The 18,681-nt window shown below is 64.9% G+C and carries 14 protein-coding genes; 4 read left to right on the top strand and 10 right to left on the bottom strand.

All coding sequences use genetic code 11. The annotated features are described in order from the left end of the window. Positions 1-175, top strand: a 175-nt coding sequence (locus tag HPY55_11875) for a hypothetical protein (protein NPV71323.1), incomplete at its 5' end; no start/stop codon positions are given. A 450-nt stretch (positions 176-625) separates the two neighbouring features. On the opposite strand, the gene HPY55_11870 is transcribed toward HPY55_11875, so the two are convergent. The 6 genes from HPY55_11870 to HPY55_11845 all read right to left on the bottom strand — a co-directional run bounded on the left by HPY55_11870 (position 626) and on the right by HPY55_11845 (position 8,504). Continuing rightward, positions 626-2,179 (bottom strand): AAA family ATPase, encoded by a 1,554-nt coding sequence (locus tag HPY55_11870; GenBank protein NPV71322.1) that lies wholly within the window; start codon positions 2,177-2,179, stop codon positions 626-628. 1 nt (position 2,180) lies between these two features. Continuing rightward, positions 2,181-2,726, bottom strand: coding sequence for a hypothetical protein (locus HPY55_11865; protein NPV71321.1), 546 nt, complete (start codon positions 2,724-2,726; stop codon positions 2,181-2,183). A gap of 185 nt (positions 2,727-2,911) precedes the next feature. Further along, positions 2,912-4,282, bottom strand: coding sequence for a 30S ribosomal protein S12 methylthiotransferase RimO (gene rimO / locus HPY55_11860; protein ID NPV71320.1), 1,371 nt, complete (start codon positions 4,280-4,282; stop codon positions 2,912-2,914). A gap of 194 nt (positions 4,283-4,476) precedes the next feature. Continuing rightward, positions 4,477-5,361 (bottom strand): hypothetical protein, encoded by an 885-nt coding sequence (locus HPY55_11855; protein ID NPV71319.1) that lies wholly within the window; start codon positions 5,359-5,361, stop codon positions 4,477-4,479. Positions 5,362-5,613: 252 nt separating this feature from the next. Next, positions 5,614-6,984, bottom strand: coding sequence for a hypothetical protein (locus HPY55_11850; GenBank protein NPV71318.1), 1,371 nt, complete (start codon positions 6,982-6,984; stop codon positions 5,614-5,616). A gap of 167 nt (positions 6,985-7,151) precedes the next feature. Beyond that, positions 7,152-8,504 carry a D-alanyl-D-alanine carboxypeptidase gene (locus tag HPY55_11845; GenBank protein NPV71317.1) on the bottom strand — a complete coding sequence of 451 codons (1,353 nt, stop codon included), beginning with the start codon at positions 8,502-8,504 and terminating at the stop codon, positions 7,152-7,154. A 70-nt stretch (positions 8,505-8,574) separates the two neighbouring features. On the opposite strand from HPY55_11845, the gene HPY55_11840 reads away from it, so the two are divergent. From HPY55_11840 to HPY55_11830, 3 genes are all read left to right on the top strand, one after another. Next, positions 8,575-10,905 (top strand): DEAD/DEAH box helicase, encoded by a 2,331-nt coding sequence (locus HPY55_11840; GenBank protein NPV71316.1) that lies wholly within the window; start codon positions 8,575-8,577, stop codon positions 10,903-10,905. Further along, positions 10,853-12,148, top strand: a complete 1,296-nt coding sequence (locus HPY55_11835) for an exonuclease (protein ID NPV71315.1) — start codon at positions 10,853-10,855, stop codon at positions 12,146-12,148. Before HPY55_11840 ends, HPY55_11835 begins: the two co-directional genes overlap by 53 nt. A gap of 67 nt (positions 12,149-12,215) precedes the next feature. Beyond that, entirely contained in the window at positions 12,216-12,992 is a 777-nt protein-coding gene (locus HPY55_11830) for a polysaccharide deacetylase family protein (GenBank protein NPV71314.1), read from the top strand. A 53-nt stretch (positions 12,993-13,045) separates the two neighbouring features. Here the strand turns inward: HPY55_11830 and HPY55_11825 are convergent, their stop codons facing one another. The 4 genes from HPY55_11825 to HPY55_11810 all read right to left on the bottom strand — a co-directional run bounded on the left by HPY55_11825 (position 13,046) and on the right by HPY55_11810 (position 18,625). Continuing rightward, positions 13,046-14,197: a D-alanyl-D-alanine carboxypeptidase gene (locus HPY55_11825; GenBank protein NPV71313.1), complete on the bottom strand. Its 1,152-nt coding sequence runs from the start codon at positions 14,195-14,197 to the stop codon at positions 13,046-13,048. An 81-nt stretch (positions 14,198-14,278) separates the two neighbouring features. After that, a complete protein-coding gene (locus HPY55_11820) occupies positions 14,279-15,304 on the bottom strand; it encodes a DUF4115 domain-containing protein (GenBank protein ID NPV71312.1) in 1,026 nt (341 codons plus the stop codon). A gap of 127 nt (positions 15,305-15,431) precedes the next feature. Next, entirely contained in the window at positions 15,432-16,724 is a 1,293-nt protein-coding gene (gene asnS, locus HPY55_11815) for an asparagine--tRNA ligase (GenBank protein ID NPV71311.1), read from the bottom strand. A 14-nt stretch (positions 16,725-16,738) separates the two neighbouring features. Beyond that, positions 16,739-18,625, bottom strand: a complete 1,887-nt coding sequence (locus HPY55_11810; GenBank protein NPV71310.1) for a sigma 54-interacting transcriptional regulator — start codon at positions 18,623-18,625, stop codon at positions 16,739-16,741. Positions 18,626-18,681: the final 56 nt, after the last annotated feature.

Here is an 18,681-nt window from a genome sequence, read left to right as displayed (position 1 = left end):
GGTGAAACAGGCCCGAGGGTTAAGTCGTGCCCGGCTGAGGGGCAGGGACAACGTCTGGATTGAGGCCCTGATGGCGCTGGCCGCCCACAACGTGAGACAACTGGCCACGACCCTCCGTCGCAGGTCCGCTGCTCAGGCCCTCCGCCTCGCCGCCGTGGCATCCCGGGTCTTCTAAAAGGTAGCTTAGTTTGGCAACAGGCCCCTAGCCAAATCCCCGCCTCCTCCAATCTGCACACTTCGTGCACAATTTCGACATCTGGCTACGCCTTTCCTACACTGACAAATTAAGGGGCCATCTGTTTGTCGAAGCCCACCTCATTTGAGGTCTGCTACCTGTCGGAGACCGACTGACCCCTAGCCCTGATCTGGCACAAGTAACGTTTGCCTTGTGATTATCCGGGAATGCATGCCGATCAAGGTTGGGTGTAGACGGCAAGTACGGCGGACGTGACCGAACATCCACTAGGTGAAGAAGCGCGTGCCTGACTGACTTCGTGAAGAGCATTCGCATTACTGGCGGTAGTCTGTAAACCATTTGGGCCGGTCCCCGCGGGCCGGCCCTACCTCTTTCAAAGCCGCACATTCTCCAAATCGCTAAGCCTCTAATCGCTCAATCCGCCTCGCTCTACCCAGCCCTGCGGAGCCTCGCACGGTGACGCTGCCTGAGAAGCCCAGCCACCTTCGGCGGCAGGGAAAGCGGCTTCCTTGAGGACCCGCGGGACAGCATCTGCCTCAGCGTTTCGTTCTCCATTCTCTCACAATCCAGGAGTATCCCGGCTATCTTCTCCACCTCGGTCCTATGGCGCGACAGTATCTCTCGCGCCCGCTTCTCCGGGCCGTTAATCGTCTGGGCGACAGCCCGCGCGAGGACGTCGCCCGGAATGGACTGCGAGTCGATTATGCCGAGCGGCGACATCCCCGTGAGCACGATTCGCCTCGCCAGTTGCACCGCCCTGTCGAAGTCCTCCGCCGCTCCCGTACTGCGGGAACCGTAGACGAGCTCTTCTGCCAGCGCCCCGGCCGCCAGCACGGAGATCTCCTCCTCCAGCTGTTCCCTGGAGTAAATGTACTGCTCATCCTTCGGCGCGTGCCGGACGTACCCGAGCGCATGCCCCCTCGGTGATATCGTTACCGAAGCCACGGACCCGGGTCTCAGCGTCTCGCCTACTATGGCATGGCCGGCCTCGTGTATCGCAACCCGCCTCAAGTCCTCGTCGGTCGGTCTCCGGTCGAGCTTCTCCCCGAGGATTACCTTGTCGATGGCCTCCTCGAGATGGCGTTGCTCGATGAGTTCCTTGCCCTCTCTCATCGCAAGGATCGCCGACTCGTTCGCAAGGCTTTCGAGGTGCGCCCCGGTGAACCCGAACGTCTGCCGCGCTATGCTCTCGAGGTCCACGTCGGAAGACAGGGGTTTGTTCGTCGTGTGCAGGCGCAGAATCTGCAGCCTTCCATCCTTGTCGGGGACTTCAACCCGCACGATGCGGTCGAAGCGCCCCGGCCTCGTAAGCGCGGGGTCGAGCAGGTCCGCCCTGTTCGTCGCCGCAATCACCAGAATCCTGACGTCGTCATCAACCGACAGGCCGTCCATCTCCACCAGGAGCTGGTTTATCGTCTGGTCGTACTCGAGGTGACCTGCGTTCATCCCCCTGCGGCCCCCGAGCACCTCGACCTCGTCTATGAATACCACGGCGCCTTTCTTGCGGGAGGCGCGCGCAGTCTCGCGGGCGTTCCTGAACAGCTCGCGCACTCGTTGCGCGCCAACACCAGCGTATACCTCGATGAACTCGCTCCCGCTCGCCGCGATGAATGCCGATTCGGTATAGTTCGCGGCGGCTTTGGCGAGCATCGTCTTTCCCGTCCCAGGAGGACCCGTCAGGAGGATGCCCTTCAGCGGCCTTATACCCAGCCGCCTGACGACGTGACCCGCCTTGATGAAGTCGAGCGCCTCGACGAGCTCCTTCTTGGCCGACGCCTGCCCGCCGACGTCGTGGAACGTGACGCCGGCCGCCCCCGCAGGCGTCACCGCCGCGAACCGCTTCGAAAGCCCGCGAAGCCCGCTCGACTGCGCCAGGATGTATACAAGGGCGCCCAGGAACACCGCGGGAAGTATGTTGAGCCCGATATACGCGAGGAACACGACAGTGCCGATGGCCGCCCCTGCCGCTATCTCTTTCCACACGTCACATGTCACCTCCGGCGGGAGATCTGGTCCCTATCTGCCTCGGCAGGACTTCGTAGAGGTACCGTCCCTTGAGGTGAAGCTGGACGTACACGTTCCTCTCGTCGATGAACACGCGGTGCCGCTCGAGCCCCGCCCCCTCAGCTACTTGAGCGACTTTCCCGGACATGTCGGAGAACCGCCCCGTCACGAGGGCCTCCTGGATGTGAAAGTGCATGGCGTAGTACGCCGCGGACAGTGCCTGGTCCCGCGTGTCCTGGACCACGATCCTCACGGGCTGGCCCCTGAGCACGCCCGCGGCTTTCTCCTCGAGCGACAGTACTACGTGGCGGAGGTCGGGCACGTCCGCCAGGGTCACCCTCACCACCGTGACAGGTTGTCTCTTGGCAATCTCAAAGGAGAGTACGGACGGCGTCTCCTTGAACACTCTCTCGAGTGGGTCGCCGACCGTCAGTTTTCCATAATAGAGGTTTCCCGCGTAAAGCGCCGCGAAACTGAGTACAATCGCAAGGGCCACCGCGGCGATCCGCTTCGGCTCCCGGCTCACCGGCACACCAGCTCCGTGTAATGGCAGCACTGCACCAAGCGCAGTCCGCCCGACTGTTGACATAAGTATAGCACAGGGTCGCTTTCGGTGAACACCCAGTTAGATGAGGCAATTTAGGCATGCGCTGGAAGATGGGAGGCTCGCGGTGGGTGCATGCCGGTCCGGCGGAGACCAGCTGCCAGCGATTACACGATGACTGCGTACAGGTCGTAGGCAGAGGCGCGCGTCACTGTAGCGTTGACGAAACAGCCCTCCGCCGCTCCCGCGATGACGCCGGTCACGCGCACGACACCGTCCACTTCCGGGGCGTCTCTCCAGGAGCGCCCTATCCACCGGGGCGCCCCGCGGCGGTCTGGAGGCGCCTGGCGCTCGAGCAGCACCTTGATCGTCTTTCCGATCAGGCCTTCATTGATCTCCCCGGAGATCCGATTCTGCAGGCTCATGGCGCGATGGTAACGTTCCCTCTTGATCCTGCGGTCCACCTGGCCCGGCAGCGACGCCGCAGGGGTGCCTTCCTCCCTCGAATACTCGAACACGCCCGCCCTGTCGAACCTTGCAGAGCGCAGGAATGCGAGGAGTGTCTCGAAATCCTCCTCAGTTTCGCCCGGAAAACCCACCATGAGCGTGGTTCGGACGGCAATGTCAGGCATCGCCTTCCTCAGTTTCTCGACCGTCCTCAGGACCGTCTCCCCATCATGGCTCCTGTTCATCGATTTAAGGACCCGCGCCGACGCGTGCTGCGCTGGGATATCGATGTAGTGGCAGGCGCGGGGCTCCGATGCCATGACCTCGATGAGATCGTCGGAGACGCGGGAAGGGTAGCAGTACATCAGTCTCACCCACTCGAGCCCATCGGTCCGCGCCAGTTCGCGGATGAGGGCGTGAAGCGATGGCTTTCCGTAGATGTCGAGCCCGTACACGGTGCAGTCCTGTGCGACTACCACCAGCTCCCTGACACCCGATTCGGCCAGGGCACGCGCTTCCGAGATCAGTTCCTGCAGCGGACGCGAGCGCAGGTCGCCCCTGATCGACGGGATTGCGCAGTAGGCGCACCGATTGGAGCAGCCATCGGCTATCCGCAGGTAGGCGGTATACTGGGGTGTGAGCCCCACCCTGGGACGCGTCCGGGGCGTGCCGGCTGCCGGGTCGAATTCGGGTGAATCGCCAGATGAGCCAGCAGACTCCGGAAGGTTCTCCACCCTGCGCCCCGACAGCGCGAGGTCCACTGCCTCGACGATGCGATCCACCTCGCGCACGCCGATTATCGCATCTATCTCGGGGACCTCCACGATGAGGTCGTTGCGGTACCTTTGGGCGAGGCACCCCGCCACCACCAGGGCGCGGCAGCGGCCCGAGTCCTTGTACGCGGCCATCTCGAGTATTGCGTCGATGGACTCCCGCTTGGCGCCCGTGATAAAGCCGCACGTGTTCACTATCAGAACATCCGCCCCGGAGGGGTCGTTTGTAATGTGGAATCCCGCGGCCACCATTCGTCCCAGCATTGCTTCGGAGTCCACGAGGTTCTTCGAGCAGCCCAGCGATACAAGGCCGACCATTCTTCCTTCAGATTCCCGCAACTGGAGTCCCACTCCCGCGGGGACAGCGGCAGGCGCCGCGAGCACCGGCGCAGCGCAGCCCCCGATCAGTCGAAGGAGGCGGCTTTCGCCACCCCCACGCATCACAATGATACAATCCGTGACCGCCGCTGTAAAGCGTTCGGGCCGGGCCGCAGTCGCCCGCAAGCCGCGCCCTAGGAGCGTCCCAGGAACTCCACGATCCCCTTCAGGATGCCGCGGGCCGCCTGTTTACGGAACGACTCCTCGTTCAGTAGCTTCTCGTCGTGCGCGTTTGTCATGAACCCGATCTCGACGAGCGCCGACGGGACTTGGCATTCTTTGAGCACGCGAAACGCGGCTGTCTCCAGGCCGACGGAGCGCAGGCCCGTCTCGGCCACCAGCCCCGCGAGGAGCGCGGCCGCCAGCCGCTGGTCTTCCCCTCCGCCGTCGTGGAACGCCATAACGCCCGAGACCGATGGGTCCTTTTCGTAGGCGTTGCTGTGTATCGACACGAGAACACTGGCCCTCGATGAATTCGCCATACCGGCCCTCGCGCTCAGCTCCTGCGCGCGCGTCGTGGCCACCGGAGCAGCCTCAGTGTCACTCCACCTTGTCATCATAACCCTGGCGCCCATCTCCCCCAGCATCCGCTGGAGTTCGAGCGCGATGGCGAGTACGTGGTCGGCCTCCCTCGTCCCGAGCACCCCGGTGGCGCCCGGGTTGGCCCCGCCGTGTCCCGGGTCGAGGACGATTACCTTACCGGCCAGCGGGGACGCGGTAAGACGCTTCTCGGCGTCGGCCAGCCCACGCGCGGTGTCGGGGCCGACTATCCCGTCGACTGCGAGGCCGGAGGCCTTCTGAAACGACCTGACCGCCCTCTCCGTGTCCTCGCCGAAAACCCCGTCGGCGGACCCGGGATCAAAGCCGATGGACTTGAGCAGCCGCTGTAGTTCACGGACGTCTTTTCCCGAGGAGCCGTAGCAAAGTCCGGCGGCGGCCGAAGGGGCCGCAAGGGCGGTTCCGGTGGACACAAGAAGGGTAACCAGGAGAAGCACTACAACCAGGGAGCCACGCCTCATCACGTTCCTCCTTTGCCTCCGGGGTTAGTTGCCGGGTTGGGCCGGAGAGGCCCGCCGCCGCGTATGGCCGCCGGCGGCTTCACCCCACTCTATTCGTCCCCCGTACCCTCAAGGGATTCGGCTTACGGTCTTAGCGTGTGCACCCAATTGTACAAGGAATGACCAGATCTGTCAGTCCCCAAATGCGCTGCTCAGGGCCTAGACAGGCCCGTCAGCGACCGCTCCCTGCCCGGTCCTGCGCCGGTCGCCCGTTTATTGCGCGATGGAAAGAGGCATCTGGCCTCCCGCGGCCGGGTCCTCAAACCCCAGGCGCCAGAACGCGACTCCCCTCAGGCCGTATTTCCGCGCGATCCCCGCTCGCAGCCTGACCGCGTCCCCGTCGAGAAACCTCACCGTCCTGGGGAGGCCGCCCCATTCGTACTTGTAGAAGGCCTCCATGTTTTCGGCGTCCCAGGCGGCGGGGGTCCCTTGAGCTGAGGCCCTTTGCAGCGCCGCGGGCGTCGGGATGTACTCCGCCTTGCCCGCCCTCGGCACGGACGGCCAGTCGTACCCGTACGAGCCGATGCCCAGGATGAGGCGCGAGACCGGGATCGAGCGGGCCGTTCGCCTCACGCACCTGTCCACCCACTCGATCGGGGCTACCGGCCCCGGGGCGCTCCGAGGCCAGTGCCTGTCGTACGCCATGAGCACAACCGCGTCAGAGACCCGTCCGAGGGCGTCGTAGTCGTAAGCCCCGCTGATCTCCGGGGGCATCTCCACGTCGGGGAACACCGATACGAGGAAGGCCCTGCCCCGGTCCTTCATGGCCACAGAGAGGTCAGTGGCGAGGGCTGTCAGCGCCCTCCGGTACGCGGGCGACACGAGTTCGAACGAGAGATTCAGCCCGTCGTACCCGTGCTCCTCGACCTGCCTCGCCAGGGCGTCTACCGCCCTGGCCATCGACCTGCGGTCCTTGAGCACGCCCGAGTTGTCCCCGGCGGGGAGCTTCATGTTTGTGACCACGGGCACCACGCCGATTCCGTTCGCGCGGCAGTACGCCAGCACTTCCGTGGACATCGCGGACTCCACGGTCCCATCGGGCATGACTGTGTGCCACACGGGATAGATGACGTCGACCGTCCGCCCCCGCGGCCCTGTCTGCCGCTTGAGGGACGGGAACGAGCTGGGGAACGCCCCTCCCCAACCGTTCTCGAAATAGGCTGCCACCTCGAGGCGCTGGGCGGGAGTGACGCCGGCAAGCGGGAGTTCGCTGAGTCTCAGGCCGAGGAAAAGGACCGCAAGCGCCGCCGCGGCGATTGCCGCCTTCTCCTCGCGGGTTCGCGACGCAAGCCACAACCGGGCGGCTCGAATTCTCGGCTCCACCCAGGCAGCCGCTCCATCCAGCCGTGCGAGGAATGCCTCAAGAGGAGGGCCGGCGCGCGACCGCGTAACCCTGCGTTCGATGTCGCGGGTCCACGAAACCACGAACTGCGAGGACCTCACGGTCGAGAGTAAATCCAGGGCCGTCTTACCCCAGGCCCCGGCGATGCTGCCCGCCCGCTTTGCTGCGAGTACTGCTCCCTCGCGCGACCGCCCGAGGATCTCTTGAAACGACCACCCTGGTAGCGAGCCGTTGTCTCCCATTCCCCGTGACCACCCCGGAGTATAGTATCCCCGAGATCGCCGGACGCCCGTGCAAGAACGGCTACAGCCCGAACACGACTATCAGCGCCGCGGCTGCGGCGGCGAGCTCAACTTTCGTGAGATTACCGTCTGGCATGACAGCATCTTTCCAACGGGGAGTCTTCCCGTCACCGCGGGAAACGGCGGGGGAGACCGCCCAGGCGCGGCCTCTTTCGCATGCGCCGCCGCTTCACGCGACGGTCAACGCCTATCGCCAGCGCGGACAGGGTGATAACGGCCGCCGGGATCGTGAGGCGCGGGGATATCCTGCCCCTGAGAGCGCCAACCGAGATCGCGGCCTTCTGGGCGACTGTGTACGTTACGTCCCTGTCGGCAACCACATCCGTACCCGCTATCGGTACACCGCGCAGCCAGAATGTCACCCTTCCAAGCACCTGGCCGCGCCTCACCCCCTCCTGAGGGGGTCTCATGCTCAGGTCCCGGGAGCGGACGACCTCGCCTTCCTCACCTTCGGGCAGAAAGGCCTTCACCTCAGAATCGAGGATGCACGGTACATCATAGCCGAACGGCATGCTGACCGTTCCGGCCGCGTCACCTGCGAACGCAAGCCGCGTGAGACACCGTGTGAACCCGTAATCGAAGAGAACCCCCGCCTCCCTCCGCAGCGTTTCCGGGTCTTCACCGCCCATGAGTACAGCGATCATCTCGTTTCCATCCCTCATCGCCGACGCGACGAGGGTGTGGCGGGCTTTCGTGGTGAAGCCGGTCTTCACCCCCGTGCAGCCATCGTACTGCCACAGCAGCCTGTTGTGGTTCACGAGGAGGCTGCTCCACTCCTGCCCTTCCCACTGGCGCGTCCTGGTCCCTACGACCTCGCGGAAGAAGGGTTGCCGCATTGCATACATCGCTATCAGCGCCATGTCGCGGGCGGTTGTCAGGTGGCCGGGCGAATCGAGGCCGTGCGGGTTCTCGAAATGAGTCTGCAGGGCGCCTATCCCGGCGACCTTGGCGTTCATGAGCCCCGCGAACCCCTCCACCGAGCCGGATACATACTCCGCCAGCGCGACGGCGGCGTCATTGGCGCTGTTCATCATCATGGAGTAGAGCAGGTCACGCACGGTTGCGCGCTCCCCGGGCTCGAGGTACACGCTCGACCCGTCCGTCTTGGCGGCCTCCTCGCTCACCGCCACGACGTCGTCCAATTCCGCATGTTCCAGTACGAGCGCGGCGGTGAGTATCTTCGTAATGCTGGCGGGGGCCATGAGACGAGAGCCGTCCTGGTCAAACAACACGACGCCGCTATGCGCGTCGATCAGCACAGCGGACGGGGATTGGATCGCCGGCTGCCCGGCAAGTCGAGTGCTCCGCCCCGGAGACGGACGCTCGCCGGCGCGGGCTGGCGGCGAACCCCTTGTAACCAGAGAGACCAGAAGGACGATTACCATGACAACCGCGATGACGGCTGGCAATACTCGAGAGGGGGTGTGGCGAGCCATATAGTCGCAGTTCGCCGCGCCCAACCGCTTCCCCTCGCGTCCGGGGGCACTCTTTTCGGAGGAGTTGCATTCGTCCCGACGAATCATGTTCCCCATGAACATCTCCCAGATAACAGACACAATGCTGTTTGACCCGAGGATACGCGAGTGCGTCGTCGATGTCAGGACGCTCCCTCCCCGCGACGCCGTGTACCGCGAGATCCCCGATTCGATCCACCCCCTCTTGAAGGAGTCGTTGGCTTCGAACGGGATTCACCGGCTCTACCTGCATCAGAGTCTCTCGTTCGAGCACACCGCCCTGGGGCGAAACGTAGTGGTCGTGACGCCCACGGCCTCCGGCAAGACGCTGTGCTACAACCTTCCCGTGATAGACAGTATCCTGAAAGACCCCGCTTCGAGGGCGATATACCTGTTTCCAACGAAAGCGCTGTCGCAGGACCAGGTGGCGCAGTTGCAGGCGATAACCGCGCCGACGGGCCGGGACATCAAGACATACACGTACGACGGGGACACCCCCGAGTCCGCGCGAAAGGCCATCCGTTCGGCCGGGCACGTCGTGGTGACAAACCCGGACATGCTGCACAAGGGTATTCTACCCCATCACACGAAGTGGCTGCGGCTGTTCCAGGACCTGAAATACGTGGTCGTGGACGAACTCCACACCTATCGCGGAGTGTTCGGCAGCCACGTCGCCAACGTCCTGCGAAGGCTCCGGCGTGTGGCGCGGTTCTACGGATCGGACCCGCAGTTCATCTGCTGCTCGGCGACGATCGCCAACCCGCTCGAGCTCGCCGAGAGACTCACCGGCGAACCGGCAGTCGTGGTCGACGCCAACGGCGCGCCCTCCGGCGAGAAGCAGTTCATCCTGTACAACCCGCCAGTGGTCAACCGCGAACTGGGGATCAGGAAGAGTTGCCTGCTGGAAGCGAAGAACCTGGCATCGAGGTTCGTCACGAACGGGGTACAGACCATCGTGTTCGCGCGGAGCAGGCTCGCGGTCGAAGTGCTCGTCACATATCTCAAGGACGCCGCCGCCCGCGGGCCTGTGGACGACGGCAGCGTGAGGGGCTACAGGGGCGGGTATCTCCCGGCGGAGAGGCGGGCCATAGAGAGAGGCCTTCGCGACGGGTCAGTGACAGCCGTCGTCGCCACGGACGCGCTCGAGCTCGGTATCGACATCGGACAGCTGCGGGTGGCGGTGATGGCCGGTTACCCGGGCACCATCGCGTCCGCCTGGCAGCAGGCCGGCCGCGCCGGCAGGCGCCGGGGCCGGTCGCTCGCTATCATGGTCATGTCGAGCTCGCCGGTAGACCAGTTCATAGCGCAGAACCCCGCGTACTTCTTCGAGAAACCCGCCGAGCACGGTCACCTGAATCCCGACAACCTCTACATACTGATGTCCCACCTGAAGTGCGCGGCATTCGAGCTCCCGTTCGAGGATGGCGAGTCGTTCGGCGCGGCGCCTGTCGAGAGCGCGCTGCAGTACCTGGCAGGCGAGAACGTGTTGCACCATTCCGGCAACAGGTGGTTCTGGATGTCGGACTCGTTCCCCGCCGAGGACATAAGCCTCCGGTCGGCGTCGTCAGAGAACTTCGTGATCATCGACACGACGGACGCGCCCGCGACCCCGCGGGTTATCGGCGAGATGGACAGGTTCAGCGCGCCCATGTTGATCCACCAGGACGCCATATACATACACGGGGGCCAGCAGTATCACGTGGACAGGCTCGACTACGCCGAGAAAAAGGCGTACGTCACGCGCGTCAACGTGGACTACTACACGGACGCGAATCTCGCCGTGAGCATAAGGGTGCTGCGCGAGACCGGTTCGCGCGGGCCCTCACGCTCGCAGGGAGAGGTCGTCGTCACCTCCGTGGCGACGATGTTCAAAAAAATCAAGTTTTACACCCATGAGAACGTCGGCTCGGGAAGGATCCACCTGCCCGAAGAACAGATGCAGACCGCGGCGTACTGGTTCACCCTTCCCGCCGAACTGACCGCGGGCCTGACCCCCGAGCAGGTCCAGTCCGCGCTACTGGGCATATCCAACGCCGTGGCTAACGTCTCACCACTTTACCTCATGTGTTCGCCGCGGGACATCGGCGTGGTGAACGAGGTCCGCTCGCCGCACACCCGCCTTCCCACCGTCTACCTCTACGACTCGTATCCCGGGGGAATCGGCCTCGCGGAGAAAGCGTTCGAAATACACGAGAAGATCGTGGCCGCCTCCATGGACCTGATCGCCTCGTGTCCGTGCAAGGACGGCTGCCCATCCTGCGTGGGCCCAACACTCGAGGTGGGACCCGGCGGCAAAGGCCTCGCGATAGAGATCATGGGGCGCCTCATGCGCGCCCTCCATGGAGTGGAATCCGGTGGCGACCGGTCGGGACCGGAGACAACCGGTGGAACTGAAAGAGCGCATTGAGTCCCTTCGAAGGCTCGTTGAGGTAGTGACGTGCGGGACCGCTCACGGTCCCGCCGCTGGGGCCCCGGTTCAGGGGGCTTCCGCTGTGGGCGCGCCCGGCGCGCCGGTTCCCGTGTTCTCCGCCGTGCCTGCTCCGTCGGGCATAGCGAGGATCGCCTCGGACCGGTTTCCCCTCGATCACCCGCACGGGTCCCTGAGGCTCGGCGCCGCGCTCCGCGCCCGCGAGGTAGAGACCCGCGCACTTGCGCGCGAGCCGAGGCCTTTCCCCGGGTTCGAGAGGACGGTCTTCCTCGACCTCGAGACCACCGGCCTCGCCGGCGGGACCGGCACGATTACGTTCCTCGTCGGCGTCGGAAGATTCGTTGACGATTCCTTCCTCCTGCAGCAGTTCTTCCTGCACGACCCGGCGGACGAGCGCGCCATGCTCGAACGGCTGGACGGCGCGCTGCGGGGCGTTGAAGCGGTGGTCACCTTCAATGGAAAGTCGTTCGACCTACCCCTGCTGGAAACGCGATTCGCGTTGAATCGCATGAGGTGCCCGCTCGAGGACCCATTCCACCTGGACCTCCTCGCGCCTTCGAGGCGGCTATGGGCCTGCGTCATCGGTGAGTGTTCCCTGGGATCCATTGAGAGACGCGTGATCGGCCTGGACAGGGGGTTCGACGTCCCCGGCTGGATGATACCCGGGATCTACGCGTCCTACCTGCGCACCGGCGACGAGGCCGAGATCCACCTCGTCGCCAGGCACAACCGGCTCGATATCCTTTCTCTCGCGGTCCTCCTGGCAAAGGCGTCCGCGTGCCTTGCCGTGGCGGCGCCTCCTCTCTCCAGGAACGCCCACGAGTCGGTGGGCGCGGCCTCGATTTACGAGTCGATCGGCCTCTGTGACGAGGCATTGCGCCTGTACGAGGAGGCGCTCGATCTCGGAGACGCCAGGGAACCGGTCCGGTCACGCGCCCTCTGGGGCACGCTCCGCCTGTCCAAGCGCCGCCGGAACTGGGACGGCTGCCTCCACCGCGCGCGGGTGCTCGCCGGAGCGGAGACCCCCGACCCCGAGGCGTGGATCGAAATCGCCAAGCACCACGAACACAGGTCGAGGGAACTCGATCTGGCGCTGGAAGCGGCGTTGCAGGCGCTCGGCCTCCTCGACCGCGCCCAGCACATCCCCTCCGGTCGTAGAGAGCGCTTGCGGAGCGAGCTAAACCACCGGATCAACCGGCTCCGGCGTAGGCTGGGTTCGTAATACCCCCTGGACTCCGGGAATACCGTTTATACGGGTTATACGGGCGAACCTGGAGGGGGGCCGTTACATGATCGTGGTTCTCGTAAGAAAGCAAACCCGCCTGAAGGCGCTGGCGACCGTCTTGCTGCTGGGCTTCATCGCCATCTCGTGGACGACCAGGTATTCCCTGTCGACCATCATCTCCCAGGTTTCGGGCAAGCTGCGGCCCATCTACCGTGTGACGGCGGCCAGGAATGCGGTCGCGCTTACATTCGACATAAGCTGGGGCGAGGTCTCTCCCACGCGAGTGCTGGATGCACTCAGGTCCAAGGGTGTGCGGAGCACATTCTTTCTCTCGGGGCCCTGGGCGGCAGCCCATCCGGACGTCGTCAGGCGCATAGCGAGCGACGGGCATGAAATTGCGTCGCACGGCTATCACCACGACAACTACAGCCAGCTTTCGAGGGAACGCATAGCGCAGGATCTCAGGAAAACGAGGGAGATATTGACGAACCTCGCAGGGCGCGAGGCAAAGATCCTTCGCCCGCCGAACGGGGACTTCGACGACATGTCCATCATGGCAGCCATGGAGGAGGGTTACCTGACGATCATCTGGAGCCTCGATTCCCTGGACTGGAAGAACCCCGGGGTCGACTACATGATAGATCGGCTGCTCACGAGGGCTCAGGCGGGCGACATCATCCTCTGCCACGCGTCCGATAGCGCCCGCGAGACCTACCTGGCACTACCGGCCGTGATAGACGGCATCCGTCAGAAGGGCCTGGAGTTCGTAACAGTGACCGAACTCCTCGGCATGGCGGGCGAGCAGTACATGATCCAGCCGGACAGGAACCTGTTGAGATGAGTTACCGGCTGTGCGCGAGGTGTGGCGGCGCGAGCCCGGGCTCCCGCGCGGATTCAGCCGACCCCGAGCAACCCGAGCGCCCTGATGACCGCGATGAAAAGCCCCGCCGCGAAGCGCAAGGGGGTCCACCGCTCCACGGTTTCCGAGGCCACCAGCGGGACTGCGCTTACGAGCCTGTCGGACGTCCACAGAGCTACCGAGCCTACGCGGTCGCCGCGGAAGACCGGCGCGGTGACCCCGTCCTTCATGTCGAGCCGCAGCCACAGGGTGCTGTCCTCACCCTTCCTTATGACACCGGACAGGTCGGCTGCGGCCTCGACGCGTGCGGAGGACCTCGTCCCCCCACTGACCGCGATCCGGCCGGCCGCGTCCCCTCTTCGAAGAGACACCACCTGTTCGAAATTCTCAAACGCCCATTCCAGGAGCCGCGCGGAATCGTCCCAGCGTGCGTCCGAATGCAGCACGACCGATATGAACGTCATCCCGCCCCTCGTGGCTGAGGCGCAGAGGCAGGCGCCCGCAGCATCGGTGGTGCCGGTTTTCACGCCGTCGGCGCCGAGGTAACTGCCGAGAAGCCTGTTCGTGCTGTACAGCGGTACTTCGGAGAGGCGATCGAGCCTCCACGCCTCCCTTTCCCGCGTGGCCACCAGGCCGGCAAAGTAAGGGATCGAAAGGCCGTGCCTTGCGATGAGCGCGAGGTCGTAGGCGGTGGACATGTGGCCCGGCTCCGAGAGTCCATGCGGGTTGGTGAACGTGGTGCTGGAGGCCCCTATCTCTCTGGCGCGAGCGTTCATGAGTTGAACAAAGGCAGGTTCAGTCCCGGCGATATGCTCGGCGATCGCAACCGCCGCGTCGTTCCCCGAGACGAGCATCAGCCCCGACAAGAGGTCTTCCAGGAGAAAGCGACTCCCGGGCGCGAGCCCCATGCACGAACCCGGTGTGTACGCGGCGTACTGGCTGACCGTCACGACGTCGCCCACGTACCCCCGTTCGAGGGCGATGACCGCCGTCATCATCTTGGTCACGCTGGCGGGGTGCATCAGGTGATGGACCCGCTTCCCGTAGAGCACGGTGCCGGAGGCGAGGTCGATCACGACTGCGGCGTCCGCGGTCACGGCGGGCTCCCTCGCTGCGAAAGCGCGGGCCTGCGGATTCCATACGAAGCAAAATGCGGCGAGCACCGCCGCTGTCCATAAAGCGCGCATCCGACGTACCACCCCGGAGGACCCGTCTCACCGACGATCATATTTGCGATGATCCGGGATTATAAGGCGTACGCCGGCCGCTTACCTTGATACCGATATCGCGAAATCCTTCGCAGGTCCTTGCGCTCCCGCCGGCCCCAGGTCGAGCCCGTTCAGCCGGAGCCTCATCGTGGCAGGGGCCCCCACCCTGATGTACAGCTGCTGCCTCGCCTGCCAGGTGTACGTCCCGGGTTCGAGCATCGACTCCTGGAGCAACTTCCCATCGGCCTCCACACGCACCCAGCACTGCCCACCGCGGACCTCACCGACCAGATCTACCGAGTCGATCCGCGCCGAAATGGCAGTCAGGTACTTCGACTTCTCCTCCCGCGTATACTCGAACACCCGCGGCTGGTCCTCGCCGTCTCCCTGGGGTTGCTGCGGCGGCTGAACCGACGGGGGCTGGGCCGGTGGCGCCGGCTGTTCGGGCGGTTGTTGCGGTGAAACCGCGGGCTGCGACGGTTCGGCCTGTTTCTGGGACGGCTGCTGTTCCGCGGGCTGTTGCTGCGCCGCCTGCCCCGCCGGAGGATTCTCCGGCTGCGATGCAACCCGCCAGAATCCCTGCGTGTACACGAGACCTGCCACGGCCAGCGCCAGGGCCATGACCATCATCTGCCTGCCCGACTTCTTACGCCGCGCCCGCTCCCGCGTAGTGCTACCCCCGGCGCCGCGCCTTCGCCCGGCGAGATCCCGCGGCAGGGCGAACTCCTGCTGGGCGGGTTCGTTCAGCGATTCCACTGTGGGCGCCGGTACGGTGGCTGCCGGCTCCGGCGGCGCGGCCTGCGCCTGCTCGGGAATCGCCCCCTCTTCCGGCGTCGCGGCATCGCGCTCCATAGCGTCCTTCAGCGCCCTGTATTTCGCCACCACGGCGGCACCGTCCAGCCCGAGGAACGCGGCGTACGTCTTCATAAATCCCCTGTAATAGACCTCGCCAGGGTAGGATAGTTCCTCCCCAGCCTCCAGCGCCTCCAGGTAGCGTCTCCTGATCTTGGTGGCCGCCTGGGCGTCAGCCAGCGAGACCCCCCGCTCCTCTCTCTGCCTGCGGAGGAGGTCGCCGATCTCCTTCAACTGTCTCACCTCCACTGAGGAAGATCTAACCGCGTGCTTCTACACGGGAATCGCATTTCCTACAAAACCCACCAATTTCTTCACAGGCGCCGGGCCTGTCGCCCAACGTTTCGTTAGCCATTTCCGTTCAGGGGTAGACACGGTAGAGCAACCTCGGGAACGCAATGGCCTCCCTGACATGCTCGAGCCCGCACACCCACGCCACGGTCCTCTCGACGCCGAGCCCGAACCCTGAATGGGGTACGGTGCCGTAACGGCGAAGGTCGGCATACCACCTGTACGACTCCTCCGGCAGGTTGTGCTCTTTCATGCGTCGTTCCAGGAGCGCCAGGTCGGAAATCCTCTGCCCGCCTCCGATGATCTCGCCGTACCCCTCGGGCGCGAGGAGGTCGGCGCCGAGTACGAGCTCGGGCCGGCCGGGGACCGGCTCCATGTAAAAGGCCTTGAATTCCGCAGGGAAGTGAGTGACGAAAACCGGCTTCTCGAACATGTTCGAGATGGTGGTCTCGTCCGGCGCTCCGAGGTCCTGCCCCCACGTTATCTCGTGGCCGGCGGCCTGCAACCTCTCGACCACCTCGTCGTACGTGAGCCTCGGGAACGGAGGTTCCACCTTCGTCAGGGGCTCGACGTTTCGACCGATCTGCTCGAGTTCGGTACGCCGGTTCTTCAGCACATTCTTGACGATGTGCGTCACCAGACCCTCCTGGATCTCCATGTTCTCCTCGAAGTCACAGTACGCGGCCTCCGGCTCGACCACCCAGAACTCGATCAGGTGCCGCCTGGTCTTGGACTTCTCCGCCCTGAACGCCGGGCTGAAGCAGTACACGCGCCCGAACGCGGCTATCGACGCCTCGTTGTATAGCTGCCCGCTTTGTGACAGGTATGCCTTTTGCTCAAAGTAGTTCGTCTCGAAAAGGGTCGTTGTGCCCTCGCACGCGGCCGGGGTCAGGATAGGAGTGTCCACGTGCGTGAAATGGTTGCCGTCGAGGTACTCGCGGATGGACCTGATGATCTCCGCCCTGATGCGCAGGATCGCCTGCTGGCGGGGGGTCCTTATCCACAGGTGCCTGTTGTCCATCAGGAAATCGACGCCGTGCTCCTTGAGGGTTATCGGGTACTCCTCCGCTATCTGGACGACGTCAATCTCTTTGAGTTCCATCTCGTAGCCGCCCGGCGCCCTCTTCTCCTCGCGAATCACCCCCCGCACGATGATGGACGATTCCTGGGTCAGGTTGCCGCACGCGGCGAACACGTCTCCGGGGGTGCTTCCCAGCGGCGCGACCGCCTGCATGAGGCCGGTCCCGTCCCGGACGATGAGGAAGTGTATCTTGCCGCTGGACCTCTTGTTATAGAGCCATCCCCTCACCTCGACCGTCTCGCCGGCGTGATCCTTCAGAGTCGATATCCATGTCTGTTTCATCAGATGCACCCCCGCTACTGCTCTTTCATCTTCTTCCACAGGGTGGTCCTGCTTATCCCAAGCCTCCGCGCGACTTCCGACCTGTTGCCTCCGTAAGCGTGGTCGAACTGGTCGATAAGGCTCTGGACCATCTCATCCAGGGTACCCGCCTGCACGGTCAGGCTGGATACCGGCGCCGGCTTCCCACGGGCCGCCGCGATGTCGTCGAGCACCATGCGCTCCACGGCGTCGGCGGGGACGAGCGGCATTGATCTGAGCGCCGCCACGAGCCGCCTGACGAGGCCCTCCAGTTCTCTCACGTTCCCCGGCCATTCGTGGCGGCGGAGCCTCGCGGCCGCCTGCGGCGACAGCGCCAGGTCCCCCGAATCGGGCGATAGTCTCCGGGCGATCCCCGTGAACAGCGCGGCGACGTCCTCACCGCGCTCCCTGAGCGGCGCAACCTCGATGGCCATACCCGCCAGCCGCCAGTACAGCGCCTCCGAGAACGCACCCGAAGCGACGAGGTTCTTCAGGTCGCGAGAACTCGAGGCGATCACCCTGGCGTCGACCCCCCTCGGCTCAGTCCCTCCGATCCGCCACGCGCTTCCGTGATCGAGTACCGCGACGATCCTGTCCTGTATCTCAACGGGGAGCGCCCATACCTCGTCCAGGAATACGGTCCCCCCGTTGCACACCTCGAAAACCCCCGGCGCCGACTTCCTCGCCGAAGGGAATGCCCCTTTCTCGAGCCCGAAGAGCCGTCTCTCCAGCGCTTCCGGGGCCAGGCCGGCGCACGCCACGCGGCCGAACGCGCCCGAGCGGCGCCTGCTGTCGTTGTGGATCGCCTGCGCTAGTACTTCTTTGCCCGTCCCGCGCTCCCCCGTGATCACGACGGGCGAGTCGCTCATCGAGTATTGCCGCGCCCGCTCGACCGCCTGCTTCATGGGCGAGCTGGTCGCGGGGATGTCGTCGAAAGTGAACGGCGCGACCTCGGGGGCAGTCTCCTCGGGATTCGAGAGCCTGTCCACAAGCCTCTCGGCGTAGCCCACATCATGCACGACGCATACGGCGCCGACGTTCTGGCCATTCGACTTCCATGCCACGGCCTCCAGCGCCACCCGCGCCTCGCCGATCTTCGCGAGTCTAGGCCCCTCGGAGTGCTCCCCGCGCAGTGTGGCGAGTATGGGGGACCCCGCGAGCGCTTCCGCCGCGGGCTTGCCCACTTGAGATGGGGTCGCGGCGCCCAGCGCGGCCGCCGCCCTGTTGCACAACCTGATTATGCCCTTCGGGTCCGTCGCCACGACGCCGAAAGGCAGTCCATCGAGGACCTCCGAGTACCGTAGCCTGCGTTCCTCCGCGTCCACGGACGCTTTCACGAGTTCCGAGCACGCCTCCATGGCCTGCCTGACGGATACCTTTCCGATCCCGATGGTCGCCGCCTTGAGGCCCATACTCCGGGCCATGTCTGCCGTGACCTGCCCGCTGACGGCCACTTCGTACCCAGCCCGCTTTATGTCCTCCAGAGTCCTGCGGACCTCCTGCGGCGTCCGCCCAGGCGTGAACTCGGCCAGTTCGATGCCCATCGCGGCGCCAAGCGCCCCCAGGTCCACCGCGGGCCCGCCGAAATGGAGCAGCGCCACACGGCTTCCCATGGACTTCGCCTGCGCCACCGCCATCACGACGTCCAGGGGACCGGGGTTGCACGCCACGACCGGAAGCGACGTGATGGACCGGACGGGTTCAGCCAGGAACCCCTTTGCGAGAAATGCGTCCACGCCGAGCGCCTCGGCCTGCCTGACGGCTCGGAGCACTTCCTCGGTCCCGGCCTGGAAGACCACGACGTCCTCCCTGAGTTCCCGTGCGACCTCAGTTACAGTGGAAGCCAGCGAGCTGTCCGGGACAATCGCGGCGAACTTCGCCAACCGGACCACCTCCTCACAGCGCTCTTGCGTTCTATTTCTTCACAATGCTGGCGCTA

This window comes from Bacillota bacterium (assembly GCA_013178305.1).
Lineage (GTDB): Bacteria > Bacillota > Sulfobacillia > JABLXB01 > JABLXB01 > JABLXB01.
This window is presented reverse-complemented; position numbering and strand designations above follow the sequence as displayed.

What these genes read in the sequence shown, in the direction of transcription:
- rimO (NPV71320.1), bottom strand. Translation starts at nt 4,282, where the DNA reads ATGGTCGGCCTTGTATCGCTGGGCTGCTCGAAGAACCTCGTGGACTCC.
- HPY55_11855 (NPV71319.1), bottom strand. Translation starts at nt 5,361, where the DNA reads ATGAGGCGTGGCTCCCTGGTTGTAGTGCTTCTCCTGGTTACCCTTCTT.
- HPY55_11850 (NPV71318.1), bottom strand. Translation starts at nt 6,984, where the DNA reads ATGGGAGACAACGGCTCGCTACCAGGGTGGTCGTTTCAAGAGATCCTC.
- HPY55_11840 (NPV71316.1), top strand. Translation starts at nt 8,575, where the DNA reads ATGAACATCTCCCAGATAACAGACACAATGCTGTTTGACCCGAGGATA.
- HPY55_11830 (NPV71314.1), top strand. Translation starts at nt 12,216, where the DNA reads ATGATCGTGGTTCTCGTAAGAAAGCAAACCCGCCTGAAGGCGCTGGCG.
- HPY55_11825 (NPV71313.1), bottom strand. Translation starts at nt 14,197, where the DNA reads ATGCGCGCTTTATGGACAGCGGCGGTGCTCGCCGCATTTTGCTTCGTA.
- asnS (NPV71311.1), bottom strand. Translation starts at nt 16,724, where the DNA reads ATGAAACAGACATGGATATCGACTCTGAAGGATCACGCCGGCGAGACG.